Source organism: Brachybacterium epidermidis (assembly GCF_015209585.1).
Classification (GTDB): domain Bacteria; phylum Actinomycetota; class Actinomycetes; order Actinomycetales; family Dermabacteraceae; genus Brachybacterium; species Brachybacterium epidermidis.
Genome location: NZ_JADEYR010000002.1, coordinates 253084 through 267136 on the forward strand (window position 1 = coordinate 253084; position 14053 = coordinate 267136).

Genomic DNA, 14053 nt, shown 5'->3' on the forward strand with positions numbered 1-14053 from the left:
CGGTGCTGCGGGCCGCTGCCGTCTGTACGATGAGCACATGACCAGGAACGACGCTCAGGCAACTCCGCTCAGCCCCGACCTCACGCAGCTGCTGCACACCCTCAACGAAGTGGTGGAGCTGGCACAGCAGGCGGATCGTCGACCGCAGACCGAGCGGATGTCGGTCGTCGTCCCCGCACACCTCGGCGAGACGTGGACCGCGGCACCGGAGGAAACGTTCCGCTTCGCCGCCGTGCGGGCCGACGAGGTGTGGGCCGCCGTCTCGGCACTTCTGGACCTCGAGGGCGATGACGCCGCCGTATGGGGACTGGGCGACGAGAACGGGGGCGGTCTGAGCTCCCTGCGCAGCCTGGTCCATGCCGATTTCACGTACCCGAGCTTCCCGCTGACGGGCCCCACCTACACCACCCTGACCTTTCCGGGCGGGTCCGTCGTGCGCACGCCCATCGTCGCCGTCGCCCTCGCCATGCGGGACGGTGCCCCGCAGGCGATCCTGTTCTCGGCGGCCCAGGACCAGGAGCGCGGGATCCTCACGGTGCTGGGCGACGGGGCCGACGCCACACTCGCCGCGGTCCGCGAGGCGATGGCCGCGAGCTCGCTGCTCTCCGGCCAGGTGGTGGAGCTGCACCTCGACTTCGACGACATCCATGGCACGCACTCCGCACTCACGCTGCTGCCGCGCCCCGAGGTCACGACCGACCAGATCGTCCTGCCCGAGGGACTCCTGGAGCGGGTCACCGACCACGTGCACGGCATCCACGACGCGGCCTCCACCCTGCGAGAGGCCGGTCAGCACCTGCGCCGCGGCGTGCTGCTGTACGGACCGCCCGGAACCGGCAAGACCCTCATGATCAGGCATCTCATGTCCCGCCCGGACGTGACCGCGGTCGTGCTGCGCACCCTGGAGAACGGGCAGATGCGGGCCGCGATGGAACTGGCCCGCTCCGCGCAGCCGGCACTGCTGGTGGTCGAGGACACCGACCTGCTGCTGGGCGAGGGTCCCCACGGCTTCGAAATGCATGCCCTGCTGGAGGAGCTGGACGGCCTGGGCGCGGACGCGGACATCGCGGTGGTGCTGAGCACGAACGACCCCGCCGCGCTGCTGCCGTCCCTGAACCATCGGCCCGGCCGCATCGACCTGCAGGTCGAGGTGCCCCTGCCGGACGTCGAGGCCCGCGAGAAGCTGTTCGCCCTCTACGGTGCACCGCTGGACCTGCCGTCGGCGGACCTGCTGGCCGCCGCGGAAGCCACCGATGGTGCCAGCGGTGCATGGATCCGCGAGGTGGTGCGCCGCGAGGTGCTCGCTGCGGCCCGGGACCACCGGGACCCGTCCGGTGCCGGGCTGCTGGAGTGCATCGCCGGGATGCGCCGCGATGACGAGGCCGTGCTGTCCTCGGTGCGCGGTGCCGCCGACCATCTCGACGATGACGCGGACGAGGACGGTTTCGACGAGGGTGAGGGCTACCGGTAGAGCGTGCCTGGCGCTCAGCCGCCCAGGAGGGCCAGTGCCAGCAGCAGTGCGTAGAACATTGCTTCGCCGATCAGTCCGGCCACGCCGGGTGGGCTGAGCAGGCGGGCCTGCTTCTTCGTCTGCTCTGCGGGAGGGGCGGTGCTCGACGCCCGCCAGGACGCCACTGCGATGCCGCTGAGCAGGGCAAGGGCCAGCAGCCACACCGCCCACCACAGCGAGGAGTCCACCAGGCCCACCAGGCCCATGATCCCGATCAGGGTCGCGCAGGAGAGGCCCTCGGAGAGGATTCGTCGCGGATGGTGGTGGTAGCGCCACAGGCGGTAGGCGGCGCTGAGGATCATGATCCCGACGACGATCGGGACCAGGAGCGGGGCCAGTTCGCGGAGGGTGTTCACAGCTCCACCGCCCCGGTGAGGACCTGGAGGGCGATCGCATCGAGAGATCGCGCGGTGTCGCTCAGCATGACGATCCCCCGACCGGTCCCCTCGTGCCAGCCGACGAATGACGCGTAGCCGCTGGTCATGCCGTTGTGCCAGATCGTGGGATCTCGCTCGTCGATGGGGTCGTGCATCCAGTTCACGGCCACGCTGCGGCCGTCGTCGGGCCCTTCATGCAGCAGATGCCGGGAGAAGTCACCTCCCGGTCCGCTTCCGTCCATCACCGCCTGCATGTAGAGCGCCATGTCGGCCCCCGTGGACCAGATGCCGCCGGCCGGTGCCGCGCCGTTCATGGTCCACGGCGCGGCCTTGAGACCTGCCCTGGTGTGCCCACGATGCGCGTCCTGGTGGAGTTTCCCCGGCAGGATCGGCGCGTACGTACTGGTCAGGCCCAAAGGTTCGGCCACGCGCTCGGCCAGCAGCTGCTCGTACGGGATACCGGCAGCCTTCGCCACCAGCTGCCCTTCGAGGGCCACCCCGTGGTTGGAGTAGGACATCTCACCGCGGCCGGTGGGGGAGACCGCGAGGGCGTCGGCGATGACCTGCTCGGCGCCCCGGGCGCTGTAGGGGTCGTGGCGCAGGAAGCTGGATGCGAAAAATCGGGGCAGCCAGCGGGTGGCGACCGAGGGGATACCTGCTGTGTGGGACGCGAGCTCGGCGAGGGACACGTCGGCGATGTCGCTGCCGTCGGCCTGGGAGCCCAGCACGTCCGCCACGGTGGTCTCGTAGGTCACTTCGCCGCGGTCCACCGCGTCGGCCAGCAGGGCACCGGTGAATGTCTTGGAGACCGAGCCGATCTCGAAGCGTCGCTCCGGGTCGGCGCCGAAGCCGGCGAAACGGGGCTCGGAGCCGGGCTCCAGCAGGACGATCGAAACGGCGCGATGCCCGTCGAGGTGCTCGGCGAGGGCGGAGGTGATCTGCTCGTCCCCGGGGCTCGCCGAGGCCGGCGGGGCGGGGTGCGGTGAGGGCGGTCATGCCCAGCAGCGTGCCGGCTGCGGGATGCCGGCCGCCAGCACGGTGCGGCGGGGGACGGGGCCGGGCTCGTCGGTGTCATGACGATCGTGTCCATCGGACATGCTCATACCTTCTCGAGTGCGGTGATGATGGTCAGCAGGGGGATGATCCGGGAGACGGGGATGGTCCAGGTGCCGCGGCGCGGGGACGCCACCCAGCCGCCGTTCTGGAGCGCGGAGAGGTGGTGGTAGGCCACACCCGTCGAGGCCAGGTCCAGTTCGTCGACCAGCTGCGCGACGGTGTGCTCGGCATCCAGCAGGCGACGCAGGATCGTCAGGCGCAGCGGATGCCCCAGCGCGGTGACCGCCTCGGCGTGCTCGGCCCAGTCGGCCTCCAGCAGGTGCTCGGTGGTGCGGCCCCACTGGTAGTCGACGTGCCCCATGCCCACGTCGACGCTTCCCGCGTAGGTGACGCCACCGGGGGCAGGGACGCGGGCCTGCTGGCCGCGCAGGGCCCAGAACGGGTCCTCGTCGGCAGGGGACGCCGGCGTGGTCGAGGCCGCACGAGCGCCGGGGGCCGGCGCAGGCTGGGGGCCATCGGGTCCGGATGGGCCGGGCACGGCGTCGGCCCCCGCCGCCGACAAGAGCGCGGCTACCTGCTGCTCGAGCCGGGCCACGCGTGAGGCGAGGTCCTCGACCGCGGTCGGGGTCTGCTCACCGCTCATGTCCCACCTCCCGGAGCGACGGCATGCATCGCACCCACCCTGGATTACGTTTCTACGGAAAACCGTAACACCACGGTCATCCAGTGCATAGAGTGTGGATGTGATGGCTTGGTGGCGGGTTTCTGGGATCACTCAGTGGCGGTGCAGGCGCGGTCAGGTGTCGGCCGTGGTGCGGCGCAGCTCGCGGTAGATGGTGGTGCGGGAGACGTTGAACAGCTCGGCGAGCTCGGCTTGGGTGTGTTCGCCGGCCGTGTACAACGTCAGCAGGTGCTTGTGCTGAGAGGGCGAGAGCTTGGGCTTCTTGCCTTTGAGTTTGCCCTTGGATCTGGCGATGGCCATGCCCTCGCGGGTGCGTAGGCGGATGAGGTCGGCCTCGAATTCGGCCACCATGCCGAGCACGTTGAAGAGCAGCCGGCCGACGGCGTCGTTGGGGTCGTAGACGCTGCCGCCGAGGCTGAGTGCGACTCCCTTGATGGTGAGCTCGTCGGCGATGTCCCTCGCGTCCGGGAGCGAGCGGGCCAGCCGGTCGAGCTTGGTCACCACCAGGGTGTCGCCCTCCCGGGTCGCGGCCAGTGCCTCGCGCAGCCCGGGCCGGGCGCGGTTCGTTCCCGTTAGGCCGTGGTCGAAGTAGATGTCCTTTTTCTCGACTCCAAGGCGCTCGAGTGCTTCCTGTTGGGCGGAAAGGTCTCGCTCGAGAGTCGAGACGCGCGCGTAGCCAACATGCATGTCCCCATTGTTGCAGTTACCCTCCCCTCACCGCCCATGTCACCGTACGGGTCTTGCGTACATGGGGGACTGGTGCACGGTTGGGTGACAGCTGGGGTTAGGCCGCCAGTGTGACGGTCGGGTTCATGATGGTCTCGTATTCGATGGGGGTCAACCGGCGCAGGCCATCTTGTCGGCGGCGGCGGTGGTAGGTCCGTTCGATCCAGGTGGTTATCGCGATCCGGAGCTCTTCTCGGGTGCGCCACCGCTTGCGGTCCAGGACGTTCTTCTGCAGCAGCGCGAAGAAGGACTCCATCGCGGCGTTGTCGCCGGCGGCACCGACCTGGCCCATTGATCCGATGAGGTGATGGCGGTGCAGAGCACGCACGAACTTCCTGGCTCGAAACTGCGACCCTCGATCCGAATGGACGATACAACCGGCCGTGTCGCTGCGGCGGATCACGGCGTTGTCCAGGGCGTTCACCGCGAGTCGGGACTTCATCCTGGAGTCCATGGAGTAACCCACGATCCGGTTCGAGAACACGTCCTTGATCGCGCAGAGGTAGAGCTTTCCCTCGTCGGTGGGATGCTCGGTGATATCGGTCAGCCAGAGTTCGTTGACGTCATCGGCGGTGAAGTCCCGCTGGACCAGGTCGTCATGCACGGCCGGGCCGGACCGCTTCCCGTTCTTTCCCCGCTTCTTCCCGAAAGCGGAGAACCACTGGTTGTCTCGGCAGATCCGCCACGCAGTCCGCCGACACATCACCTCCCCGGCGTCGGCAGCCTCGTCGGCCAGCAGTCGGTAGCCGAAGGTGTCATCGTCGCGGTGCGCGTCGAACAGGGCGTTGGCCCGGTAGGCCTCGACCAGCTCGGCCGCAGTGACCTGTTGTTTCCGCCAGCGGTAGTAGGGCTGGCGAGAGAGCTTCAGGACCCGCAGGGACACCGCGACGGGGATCCCGTCGGCGGCGAGCTCGCTCACGAGCGGGTAGTACCTTTTCCCGGCAGGTTCGCCTGGGAGAGGTAGGCAGCGGCACGGCGGAGGACCTCGTTCTCCTGCTCGAGCAGCCGGTTCCGGCGACGAAGCTCGCGCAGTTCGGTCGACTCTTCCCGGGTCTTGCCGGGTCGGTTTCCGTCCTCGACGTCGGCCTGGCGCATCCAGTTCGTCAGGCACGACTCGGAGATCCCGAAGTCCCGCGCGATCTGGGAGAGCTTCTGGCCAGGTTCACGGTTCCTCGCGACGCGCACGACGTCGTCGCGGAACTCCTGGGGGTAGGGAGCAGGCATGATGCACATCCTTCCCTGCGACGCTCCTCAGCGCCACAGATGATGTGTCACCTACCCGTGCACCAGTCCCTGGCGATCACTCGCAAGAAGTCGTCGAGGACTGAGCTCGCTCGACGTACGGTGGAGGATCCCCTTACGGGCATGCGATCTGGTCTGACGCCTGTGACAGAGCGTTCAGTGCACGCTGTATAGTTCAGTGCATGCTGACTATTGCTTCGCGTCTCGACGTGATGAACCGCCTGGGTCGTGCACTGGCCGACCCCACTCGATCCCGGATCATCTTGACCCTGCTCGACCATCCCGCTTACCCGGCGGAACTGGCCCGAGATCTGGACCTGACACGCCCGAACGTGTCCAACCACCTGGCATGCCTGCGCGATTGCGGGATCGTCGTCTCCGAGCCCGAGGGTCGTCGGACACGATATGAGATCGCCGATTCGCACCTGGCGCAGGCGCTGACGGCACTGGTCGATGCCACCCTGGCAGTGGACGAAGACGCCCCGTGCATCGATCCCGCCTGCTCGCTTCCCGGATGCGACGCAGCTGGGGAGGGCGCATGATCCTCACCTCGGTCTTGCAGGCGATGGGCCTGTTCGCAGCGACCAACATCGACGACATCATCGTGCTCTCCCTCTTCTTCGCGCGAGGGGCAGGCCAGCGCGGCACTACCGCCCGCATTCTGGCCGGCCAGTACCTCGGATTCGCCGGCATCCTCGGTGCCGCGGTCCTGGTGACCATCGGCGCCGGAGCATTCCTGCCCTCGGCAGCCATCCCGTACTTCGGTCTCATCCCTCTGGGCCTCGGCCTCTGGGCCGCATGGCAGGCCTGGCGCGGAGACGATGACGACGATGACGACGAGGCCAAGGTTGCCGGCAAGAAGGTCGGCGTGTGGACAGTCGCTGGCGTCACCCTTGCCAACGGCGGCGACAACATCGGCGTCTACACCCCTGTCTTCCTCAGCGTGGAACCTCTCGCAGTAGTCGCCTACTGCATCGTCTTCCTCGCGCTCGTCGCGGTCCTGGTGGCCCTGGCAAAGTTCGTCGCCACCCGCCCCCCGATCGCCGAAGTGCTCGAACGCTGGGAGGACATCCTCTTCCCCATCGTTCTCATCGGCCTCGGCATCGTGATCCTCGTCAGCGGCGGAGCCTTCGGACTCTGACGTAGCGGCAGCGATCCAAACGGCCCCCAACCGGGCGCACCCCTCTCGGTTCAGACCGCGACACCTACCTGCAGCCAGTCCTGCGTGATCGCGGCAACGAGACCGCCACGGAGCGCTGCAAAAACCCCGCCACCAAGCGAACGAAGCCACCGGAGCACCCGTCGCAGAACCTGTTCCGAAACCGTGAACGATCCACAACCCCCTCCGGCCGGCCGCCGGCCATGACCCCCGAGAAGATCGAGGCCGCCATGCGCCTACGTAATAGCGGCCAGAGCCTCGCACAGATTGCCAGTGCCCTCGAGGTCAGCAAGTCGACCATCCATCGCGCCCTCGCCCCCTCCGACGGTAGCCGCACCCAGGAAGCCAGCTAGCGCGTCCCGACCCTTCTTTCCCCCATCACGGGTGTGGCCGGGTGGGGACTGCCTCAGGCGGGCGGTGTCACCGTGCTGGGGACTGGTACGCCTCCGCCAAGGGGCGCAGCACGGTCTCCAGGTGGGCGATGACCTGCGGGGCGCTCTGGCCGGCATCGAGCATGCGGGTGCCGCTGTGGATCATTGCGTTGATCAGCTCGGCCACGTCCTCCGGTGCGGGGACACCGATCTCCACCAGCGTCGCCACCAGCGGCTCCTGCACCGCACGGTGCATCTGATCGGCATGTTCGCCCACGCCCTCACCCGGGGCCATGGCGGCCAGCGCGGAGCCGATGGCGTGGGAGCCCTCAGCGACCAGCTCGATGTTCGCGGCTGCGTACGCGAGGATCCGATCACCCGGCGTGGGGGCGGTGCGCATGGCGGCGGCGATCCGTTCGGTCCAGCGGGGGAACACGTCCCGCACCAGTGCCTGCAGCAGCGCCTTGTGGGAGGAGAAGTACTGGTAGACGCTGGGGCGGGCCAGGCCCGCACGCGCAGCCACCTGCGCCATGGTGGGTGCCTCTCCGGTCTCCTCGAGGATCGCGTGAGCGGCATCGAGCAGAGCCCGCTCCTGGGCGGCGCGATGCTCTGCCACGGAGGGGGCATTGATGCGCGGCATGGCAGGCCTTTCAGGAAGGGCGGCCCGGGGCCGTTCGGGCTGCAGGTGTGCTGGCCGGGTCAGGATACGGGGCCCGGTGAGGCCGGGGCCTGGTTCCAAGGCCAGCAGCGGCAGCGGATCGAAGCCGCCCTTCCCACTGCGTCTCTGACCGGCCAGGCGGTGCATCAGGCGCAGCTGATCGGCGGCCGTGAGGGCGATCTCCGGCCAGGCCCAGCCCGGCGCACCCACCCAGGAGCAGGTAGCGTCGGTCGTGAGTTCCGTACCCCACGTCGTTGTCCCGCATCCCAGTGAAGGAGCATCCATGGCCACCTACGCCGTCACCTACCGCTACGTCGACGATGCCGCCCGTCTCGACGAGGTCCGGCCCGAGCACCGCGCCTTCCTGCGGGAGCAGTACGAGGCCGGCCGCCTGCTGCTGTCCGGGCCGCTGGCCGACGGTGACCCGGGCGCCCTGCTGATCGTGCGCGGTGATGACGTTCAGGACGCCCAGGGCGTGCTGGCCGACGACCCCTTCCGCCGGGAAGGACTGATCGCCGAGGCCACGATGCGCACCTGGAACGTGGTGATCGGGGAGTTCGCTCGGCGGAGCTGACCGAAAGCGAGCCCGGCGGGACCCCCGGGGGCGCATCAGATGTGCACGGTGGGTTCGGGGGGAGCCCCGCCTGGCACTGATCGGACGGGCCCGGCTCAGATGTGCACGGCGCAGACGGAGCGCTCGTCGGCCACGGACACCAGCGCATCGCGCAACGCTGCGACCGCAGGGATCGACTGGGCGCCGTTGCGGTTGATCATGCCGATGGTGCGGTCGTCCAGATCCGGCAAGGCACGGGAGACCACGTCGTCGGAGGGGTGCGCCTCCAGTGCCGTCTCCGGCAGCAGGGCCACCCCTGCCCCGTGCACGATCAGGCGCTGCACCACGGTGGCGTCGTCGGTGGAGTGCCGCACCCGCGGTTCGTACCCGGCGCGGCGTGCGTTGGCCAGGAGGTTCGCCCGGCACCGCTCGCAACCCGCGATCCACTGCTCCTCAGCGAGATCCGCGAGGCGGAGGTCGGGGTCGTCTGCCCGCGGATGGTCCTTGGGCAGTACAGCGAGCACGCGGTCCTCCATCAGACCGGTCCACTCCAGCGTGCCCTCGGCGTCGACGTCGGACCCGGGGTACCGGAACACCAGGGCCAGGTCCACCTCCCCCTCGCGCACGGCCGCCACCGCATCCGGCGGTTCCAGCTCGGAGAAGGTGACGTCGAGGTCCGGGCTGGTGCGGTGCAGGAGGGCGAGGGCGGGCGGCAGCAGCACGGCGGCGGCCGAGGGGAACGTCGCGAAGCGCACGGTGCCGCGGCGCAGCGCGGTGATGTCGGCCAGCTCCTCCTCGGCGGCGTGCAGCTGGGCGGCGACCGCCTCGGCGTGGGCGGCCAGGCGCGTGCCGGCCTCGGTGGTGGTCACACCGGAGGAGGAGCGCAGCAGCAGCTGGGTGCCCACTTCCTTCTCGAGCGCGGCCAGATGCTGGGAGACCGCGGGCTGCGTCCACCCCAGCTCCCGCGCACCGGCGCCGATGGAGCCGTTGCGCACCACGGTGCGGAAGATCAGCAGTCGACGGGGATCCATGGGTTCATCGTACGGACCTGCCGGCCTCGAGGCGGGTCGACGCAGAGTCTGACGAGGCCCGGGCAGACCGGGACGGCGATCGGACCGGCCCGGACGGTCCCGCAGCCGACCGACGGTGCCACCACCACGCGGCCGCGGAGGCACCGAGCAACCCGGCGATCACGTCGCCGGCGGTGTCGGCCGGAGCGATGTGCACGCGCGGATCCACCACCTGGTGCCCCCACCACTCCAGCACCTCCCACACCAGGGCCAGCAGGAAACCGCTGATGACCATTAGCCAGGGGCGGGGGGAGGCGCGCCGACGCCACCGCACATCGACCATCCAGGCCGCCATCACGGAGACCACCGCGGTCAGGGCGGCGTGGACCGGCAGGTCCCACCAGGTCCATCTTTCGTACAGGTGCAGGTAGGAGCTGACGGCCGCGGCCATGGCGGTGATCGATGCCGCTGCCTCCCAGGCCCGGGGCAGTCGCATCCGCCAGGCCAGCACCTGCCCCAGTGCGACGAGCATCGCCACGGCCGCCTCGACCCACAGTCCGGCCAGGGCGAGCCCGGCCGCCATCAGCAGGCCCGACCAGCGCACGGCCAGGCGCAGCACGGCACGCCCGACTGCCCTCACCGCGGTTGCTCCGAGGAGGTGTGCGGCGCAGGCCTGGCTTCGGTCTTGCGCGCGCTGGTCCGATGCCCGGTCTCCTGCCGTCGTCGGCCGAGCCGTCTCGGGTCCAGGCCGCGGTGGGCGAGCCGGTCGGCCCAGCGGTCCCACGGGGCCTGCCGCTGCCAGGCTCGGGCCAGGGTGACGAACGCACGACGCGCACGGACGTCCGCCGGGCGGCCCCAGCGCAGGGCCCGCGGCGACATGTCCACGGCGACGTCCCAGGTGACGCGGACTGTCTGGTGGGGGAGCACGCTGAAGGAGAGGTCCATGTCGTCGTGCACGTCGGCGCTGCGGGAGACGCTGTCGCGCACGTCCTGCCACCACTCGCGGCGCAGGGACATGGTGGTGCCGAACAGCGGCGGGTGCCCGAGGGCCGAACCCACGGCCAGTACGTACCCGCCCAGGTACATCGCCGAGGTGACCAGGTCCAGCGGCGCGGGCAGTCGGAATCTCGCCGGACCGGTGACCGCCACGACCCGGGGACTGGTGCAGACGGATGTGCCCCCGGTGGCCTGTGCAGCGGTGGCATGGGCCCGGCGGTGAGCGGCCACCCAGGTGGGGCGGGGTCGGGAGTCCGCGTCGCAGCGCAGGATCAGGTCGCCCACAGCCGCGTCGTAGCCGGCCGCGACCGCAGCGGGGATGCCGGCAACGGGTTCGTGCAGCACGCGGCAGCCGGCCCCGGCGGCGATGCGGGCGCTGTCGTCGCTCGATCCGTTGTCCACCACGATGATCTCCAGCGGTGGCTCGGTCTGGCGGCCGAGCGCCTTGAGCAGCCCGCCCAGCTCCTCGGCATCGTCCTTCACCGGGACCACGACGGAGCAGCTGAGCGGCACTGCGATGGATCTGGACATGCGGGGAAGTAGACCACGTGCAGATCAGAGTTCCGTGGATACGAGGGGAGGCATCCGGAAGTGCTCCTGAGCGGCCGCAGACCGCCGAGCCCTGATCAGCAGCCTGCGGCGCGCACCACGGCATCGGCGAGGACCACGTCCCCCAGTCCGCTCCCCAGGTTCTGAGCGACCACCAGGCCATCCGGGCGCCCCTCGCGCAGCAGGTCACCGGTGGCCCCGGTGGCGCGCGGGTAGTCCTGGCCGTGCTTGAGGGGACGCAGCATCTCGTACTGCTCGGGGTCGTCGGCCACCACGGTGCCGGTGCGGGCCAGCTCGGCACCGGCCACCGAGGCGTAGTCCAGCGGCAGCAGGGTTGCATCGGCGGTGACCTCACCCGGTGCGAGCTCGCTGCCACTCAGCCCGATCGGCAGGCCGCTGATCACCACTCCCGCACCGGCCAGGGCCTCAGCACGGTCCGTGGCGGTGCGGATCTCCAGGTTTGGCGTGTTGACCCTGCCCCAGGTGACCAGGTCCTCGAGTGCCCCGGCCCGGCGCCCCCACACGGAGAGCGGGCCACGTCCCAGCGCCTCGATGACGCGGGCGTGCGAGCGCGCCTGCACCCCGGTTCCCAGGAAGGCGATCGGGCGGTTGTCCAGCGCCAGGGAGGCACCGGTGACGGCGGCGGTGCGAAGAGCGGTCAGCTCGGCGGCGTCCATCACGGCGCGGGTGGAGCCGTCAGCGCCCGAGAGCACCATCAGGCCGTCGATCATCTCCTTGCCGTGCGCACGGTTCGAGGGGGTGATCGTCACCCACTTGATGCCCAGCAGGCCGCGCTCCGGCCAGGCGGCGGGCATGGCGTTGGCGAAGCCGCCCTCCTCGTGCACCACCTGCGACTTCGGGGTCACCGAGGCCGAGCCGTCGGCGAGCGCGAGCAGCGTCTCGCGCATGAGGGCCACAGCGTCCGTGGGGGAGGGCAGGAGGTCACGGACCTGGTCGTCGCGCAGATGGATCATGCCTCGACGGTAACGTGTCCGCTCCTGCCGCTGCCCCTACACTCGGCACCATGAGCGGGGTATTCGGGTCCGGAGCGCACGGACCGCAGGGGGACCCGTCCTGGATGCGGGGCGCGGACGACCGCGGGAGCGACCGACGGTGGGACGACCCCGGCAACGCTGGAACCGGTGGCGCCGGCGGCAGGGGCGAGGGGTGGTCCGCCGACTTCGACCATGGTGAACCTGCGGACGTCCCGCGGGACGCGGGCCGGGATCCCTCGTCGTTCGGCCCGCAGTTCGGCTCCGGTGCGAAGTCCGGGCCCAGCACCGACTGGCGACGCAGCTTCGGCACTGCCGATGCCGAGGAGGGTCGATCCCGGGGCGGGGCCACCTCCATCGGGGGGATCGTCACCAGTGTGATCTCACTGGTGGTCCTGGGCTACGTCGCGATCACCTTCTTCGGCATCCTGGGCACGTCGGGCGGGGTCGGTGGCGCCCCCTCGGTCTTCATCCTGGTCTTCGGCGTCTTCGTGGTCACCACCGTGGTGAAGATGGTGCGGTCCATCCTGCGCTCCCTCCGTCGATGAGAAACGCCTGCCCCGCGCGCTGAACGGCGAGCCCCAAGGGGGTTAGCTCCCGACCGTGGCCCGATGACGAGCCCGTAGGCTGGGCCGATCATGCGCATCCCCGAAGGCTTCAGCACCCGCATCGCTCGACGCCCGGCCGATGACCGCAGCGGCTCCGACGGCGTCGACGGGGACACGTGGCTCGCCCACCTGCCGGCCCTGGTCGACCGCTGCCTGGACAGCTGGGACCTGCGACTCGACGGCGACTCCTGGTACGGGGAGAACGCGCTGGTCATCCCGGTCCGCCGGCACGACGACGAGCGGGCCGCACTGAAGCTCACCTGGCCGCACCGTGAGGCCACCACCGAGCACCTGGCGCTGCGGGCCTGGGCCGGGCGCGGCGCCGTCAGGATGCTGGCCGCATCCCCCGCAGACCGTGCACTGCTGCTGGAGCGACTGGACGGCGACCGCGACCTCACCACCGTCCCGATACTCGAGGCGTGCGAGGAGATCGGCCGCCTGTTCAGGGTGCTGGGCCATCCGGCGCTGCCGCAGCTGGACACCGTCGCAGCCAAGGCGGAGCAGTGGCGCGGGGAGCTCGCGCAGGCCCGGCCCACAGTGCCGCGCCGGCTCACCGAGCAGGCCCTGTCCGTCCTCGATGACCTGCTGGTCGATGCTCCGCAGGCCCGGATGGTGCACGAGGACCTGCACGACATGAACGTGCTCGCCCCTCTCGATCCGCAACGAGGGGACTGGCTCGCCATCGACCCCAAGCCCGTGGCAGGTGAATGGGCGTATGCGGTGGCGCCGATCGTGTGGAACCGCGAGGACGCGGCCGAACGCGCCCACTCCTTCCGCACCCATGTGCGGCTGCGGGCCGAGGTGGTGGCCGATGAGGCCGGCCTCGACCTGGACCGGGTTCAGGCCTGGACGCTGGTGCGACTCACCGTGAACGCCGTATGGGCTGCGCAGTTCCCCGCCGCGGCGCACTTCCACGGGCGGATGATCGCCCTGGCGAAGGCGTTCAGCGAGCCCCTGGGCTGGTGAGGGCCGGGCTCCCCGGGGGCAGGGGGACCGGGGGCTGCAGGAACTGCGCGAGGCGGTAGCGGCTCCCGTCGGCCGTCCGCTCCAGCACCCCGGAGTCCACCGCATCCCGCCGCACCAGCGCCGGGTCCGGCGCGATCATCGAGATCCCTGCGTTCAGCTCCGCCTCGCTGAGTGCACCGTCGGCTCCGAGTCGCTCGAACACCATGCGGGCGATGCGGCCCGAGGCTGCGATCCGGTCGACCTCCCGTGGAGGGAGAGATTCCAGCCGGGGCACCTCCAGGATGGCGTCCGAGGAGCGCATCAGGCTGAGGGCATCGACCACCTCGCGCAGCATCGGGGCATCGACCTGACCGTCGGCCCGCAACCAGTCGATGCGGTCCAGAGGAGCATCGGTGCTGCTGCTCCGCGTGTGGGCGGCATCCCTGGTGCCGTTGCGATGCTCCGCACCGGTGGCACGATCCGCGATGTCGATCTGCTCCCGTCCGGTGAGCCGTGCACCGAGGGCGGCGCGCAGCTTCGGGGAGGAGAGCATCGAGAACAGCATCCGGGCGCGGCTCAGGGCGGCATCGAGGTCCATGGACGGACTGGGGGTCATGGC

At 70.3% G+C, this 14053-nt stretch carries 18 protein-coding genes; 7 read left to right on the forward strand and 11 right to left on the reverse strand.

The window, feature by feature from the left end; all coding sequences use genetic code 11:
* The first annotated feature begins 37 nt into the window (after positions 1–37).
* Positions 38–1471, forward strand: coding sequence for an AAA family ATPase (locus tag IOE58_RS03820; protein ID WP_193865095.1), 1434 nt, complete (start codon positions 38–40; stop codon positions 1469–1471).
* Between the two features lie 14 nt (positions 1472–1485).
* Here IOE58_RS03820 and IOE58_RS03825 read toward each other — a convergent pair whose 3' ends face one another.
* From IOE58_RS03825 to IOE58_RS03845, 5 genes are all read right to left on the reverse strand, one after another.
* A complete protein-coding gene (locus tag IOE58_RS03825; RefSeq protein ID WP_193865096.1) occupies positions 1486–1866 on the reverse strand; it encodes a hypothetical protein in 381 nt (126 codons plus the stop codon).
* Positions 1863–2825, reverse strand: coding sequence for a serine hydrolase (locus IOE58_RS03830; protein WP_193865184.1), 963 nt, complete (start codon positions 2823–2825; stop codon positions 1863–1865). Before IOE58_RS03830 ends, IOE58_RS03825 begins: the two co-directional genes overlap by 4 nt.
* Positions 2826–2986: 161 nt before the next feature.
* Positions 2987–3586 carry a helix-turn-helix domain-containing protein gene (locus IOE58_RS03835; RefSeq protein WP_193865097.1) on the reverse strand — a complete coding sequence of 200 codons (600 nt, stop codon included), beginning with the start codon at positions 3584–3586 and terminating at the stop codon, positions 2987–2989.
* 153 nt (positions 3587–3739) lie between these two features.
* A complete protein-coding gene (locus IOE58_RS03840; protein ID WP_193865098.1) occupies positions 3740–4312 on the reverse strand; it encodes a recombinase family protein in 573 nt (190 codons plus the stop codon).
* A gap of 97 nt (positions 4313–4409) precedes the next feature.
* A protein-coding gene (locus IOE58_RS03845) for an IS3 family transposase (RefSeq protein ID WP_228018783.1) occupies positions 4410–5575 on the reverse strand; the annotation gives its coding sequence in 2 pieces (ribosomal slippage) (positions 4410–5288 and positions 5291–5575; 1164 coding nt in all).
* 200 nt (positions 5576–5775) lie between these two features.
* Here IOE58_RS03845 and cmtR point away from each other — a divergent pair.
* The 3 genes from cmtR to IOE58_RS14845 all read left to right on the forward strand — a co-directional run bounded on the left by cmtR (position 5776) and on the right by IOE58_RS14845 (position 7105).
* Positions 5776–6135, forward strand: coding sequence for a Cd(II)/Pb(II)-sensing metalloregulatory transcriptional regulator CmtR (gene cmtR / locus IOE58_RS03850; protein WP_006590980.1), 360 nt, complete (start codon positions 5776–5778; stop codon positions 6133–6135).
* Positions 6132–6734, forward strand: a complete 603-nt coding sequence (locus tag IOE58_RS03855) for a cadmium resistance transporter (RefSeq protein ID WP_193865099.1) — start codon at positions 6132–6134, stop codon at positions 6732–6734. The genes cmtR and IOE58_RS03855 overlap by 4 nt, the downstream gene beginning before the upstream one ends.
* 170 nt (positions 6735–6904) lie before the next feature.
* Complete coding sequence (locus tag IOE58_RS14845) at positions 6905–7105, forward strand: helix-turn-helix domain-containing protein (protein WP_396121467.1); 201 nt, start codon at positions 6905–6907, stop codon at positions 7103–7105.
* Positions 7106–7172: 67 nt separating this feature from the next.
* On the opposite strand, the gene IOE58_RS03865 is transcribed toward IOE58_RS14845, so the two are convergent.
* On the reverse strand, positions 7173–7991 hold the full coding sequence (locus IOE58_RS03865; protein WP_259890200.1) for a TetR/AcrR family transcriptional regulator: 819 nt from the start codon (positions 7989–7991) through the stop codon (positions 7173–7175).
* A 73-nt stretch (positions 7992–8064) separates the two neighbouring features.
* Here IOE58_RS03865 and IOE58_RS03870 point away from each other — a divergent pair, with 73 nt between their 5' ends.
* Complete coding sequence (locus tag IOE58_RS03870; RefSeq protein WP_193865101.1) at positions 8065–8355, forward strand: YciI family protein; 291 nt, start codon at positions 8065–8067, stop codon at positions 8353–8355.
* A gap of 95 nt (positions 8356–8450) precedes the next feature.
* Here the strand turns inward: IOE58_RS03870 and IOE58_RS03875 are convergent, their stop codons facing one another.
* The 4 genes from IOE58_RS03875 to IOE58_RS03890 form a co-directional block, all read right to left on the reverse strand.
* The gene (locus IOE58_RS03875; protein WP_193865102.1) at positions 8451–9365 is read right to left on the reverse strand and encodes a LysR family transcriptional regulator; all 915 of its coding nucleotides are present in this window, start codon (positions 9363–9365) and stop codon (positions 8451–8453) included.
* Positions 9366–9369: 4 nt separating this feature from the next.
* Entirely contained in the window at positions 9370–9984 is a 615-nt protein-coding gene (locus IOE58_RS03880; RefSeq protein ID WP_193865103.1) for a DUF2238 domain-containing protein, read from the reverse strand.
* Positions 9981–10871 (reverse strand): glycosyltransferase family A protein, encoded by an 891-nt coding sequence (locus IOE58_RS03885; RefSeq protein ID WP_193865104.1) that lies wholly within the window; start codon positions 10869–10871, stop codon positions 9981–9983. The genes IOE58_RS03880 and IOE58_RS03885 overlap by 4 nt, the downstream gene beginning before the upstream one ends.
* 95 nt (positions 10872–10966) lie before the next feature.
* Positions 10967–11863 carry an ornithine cyclodeaminase gene (locus IOE58_RS03890; protein ID WP_193865105.1) on the reverse strand — a complete coding sequence of 299 codons (897 nt, stop codon included), beginning with the start codon at positions 11861–11863 and terminating at the stop codon, positions 10967–10969.
* A gap of 50 nt (positions 11864–11913) precedes the next feature.
* Here IOE58_RS03890 and IOE58_RS03895 point away from each other — a divergent pair, with 50 nt between their 5' ends.
* Together IOE58_RS03895 and IOE58_RS03900 are read left to right on the forward strand one after the other, a co-directional pair.
* On the forward strand, positions 11914–12429 hold the full coding sequence (locus IOE58_RS03895; RefSeq protein WP_193865106.1) for a hypothetical protein: 516 nt from the start codon (positions 11914–11916) through the stop codon (positions 12427–12429).
* Positions 12430–12519: 90 nt separating this feature from the next.
* Positions 12520–13455 (forward strand): aminoglycoside phosphotransferase family protein, encoded by a 936-nt coding sequence (locus IOE58_RS03900; protein WP_228018785.1) that lies wholly within the window; start codon positions 12520–12522, stop codon positions 13453–13455.
* Here IOE58_RS03900 and IOE58_RS03905 read toward each other — a convergent pair.
* On the reverse strand, positions 13433–14050 hold the full coding sequence (locus IOE58_RS03905) for a DUF2087 domain-containing protein (RefSeq protein ID WP_193865107.1): 618 nt from the start codon (positions 14048–14050) through the stop codon (positions 13433–13435). The genes IOE58_RS03900 and IOE58_RS03905 overlap by 23 nt on opposite strands.
* Positions 14051–14053 lie beyond the last annotated feature (3 nt).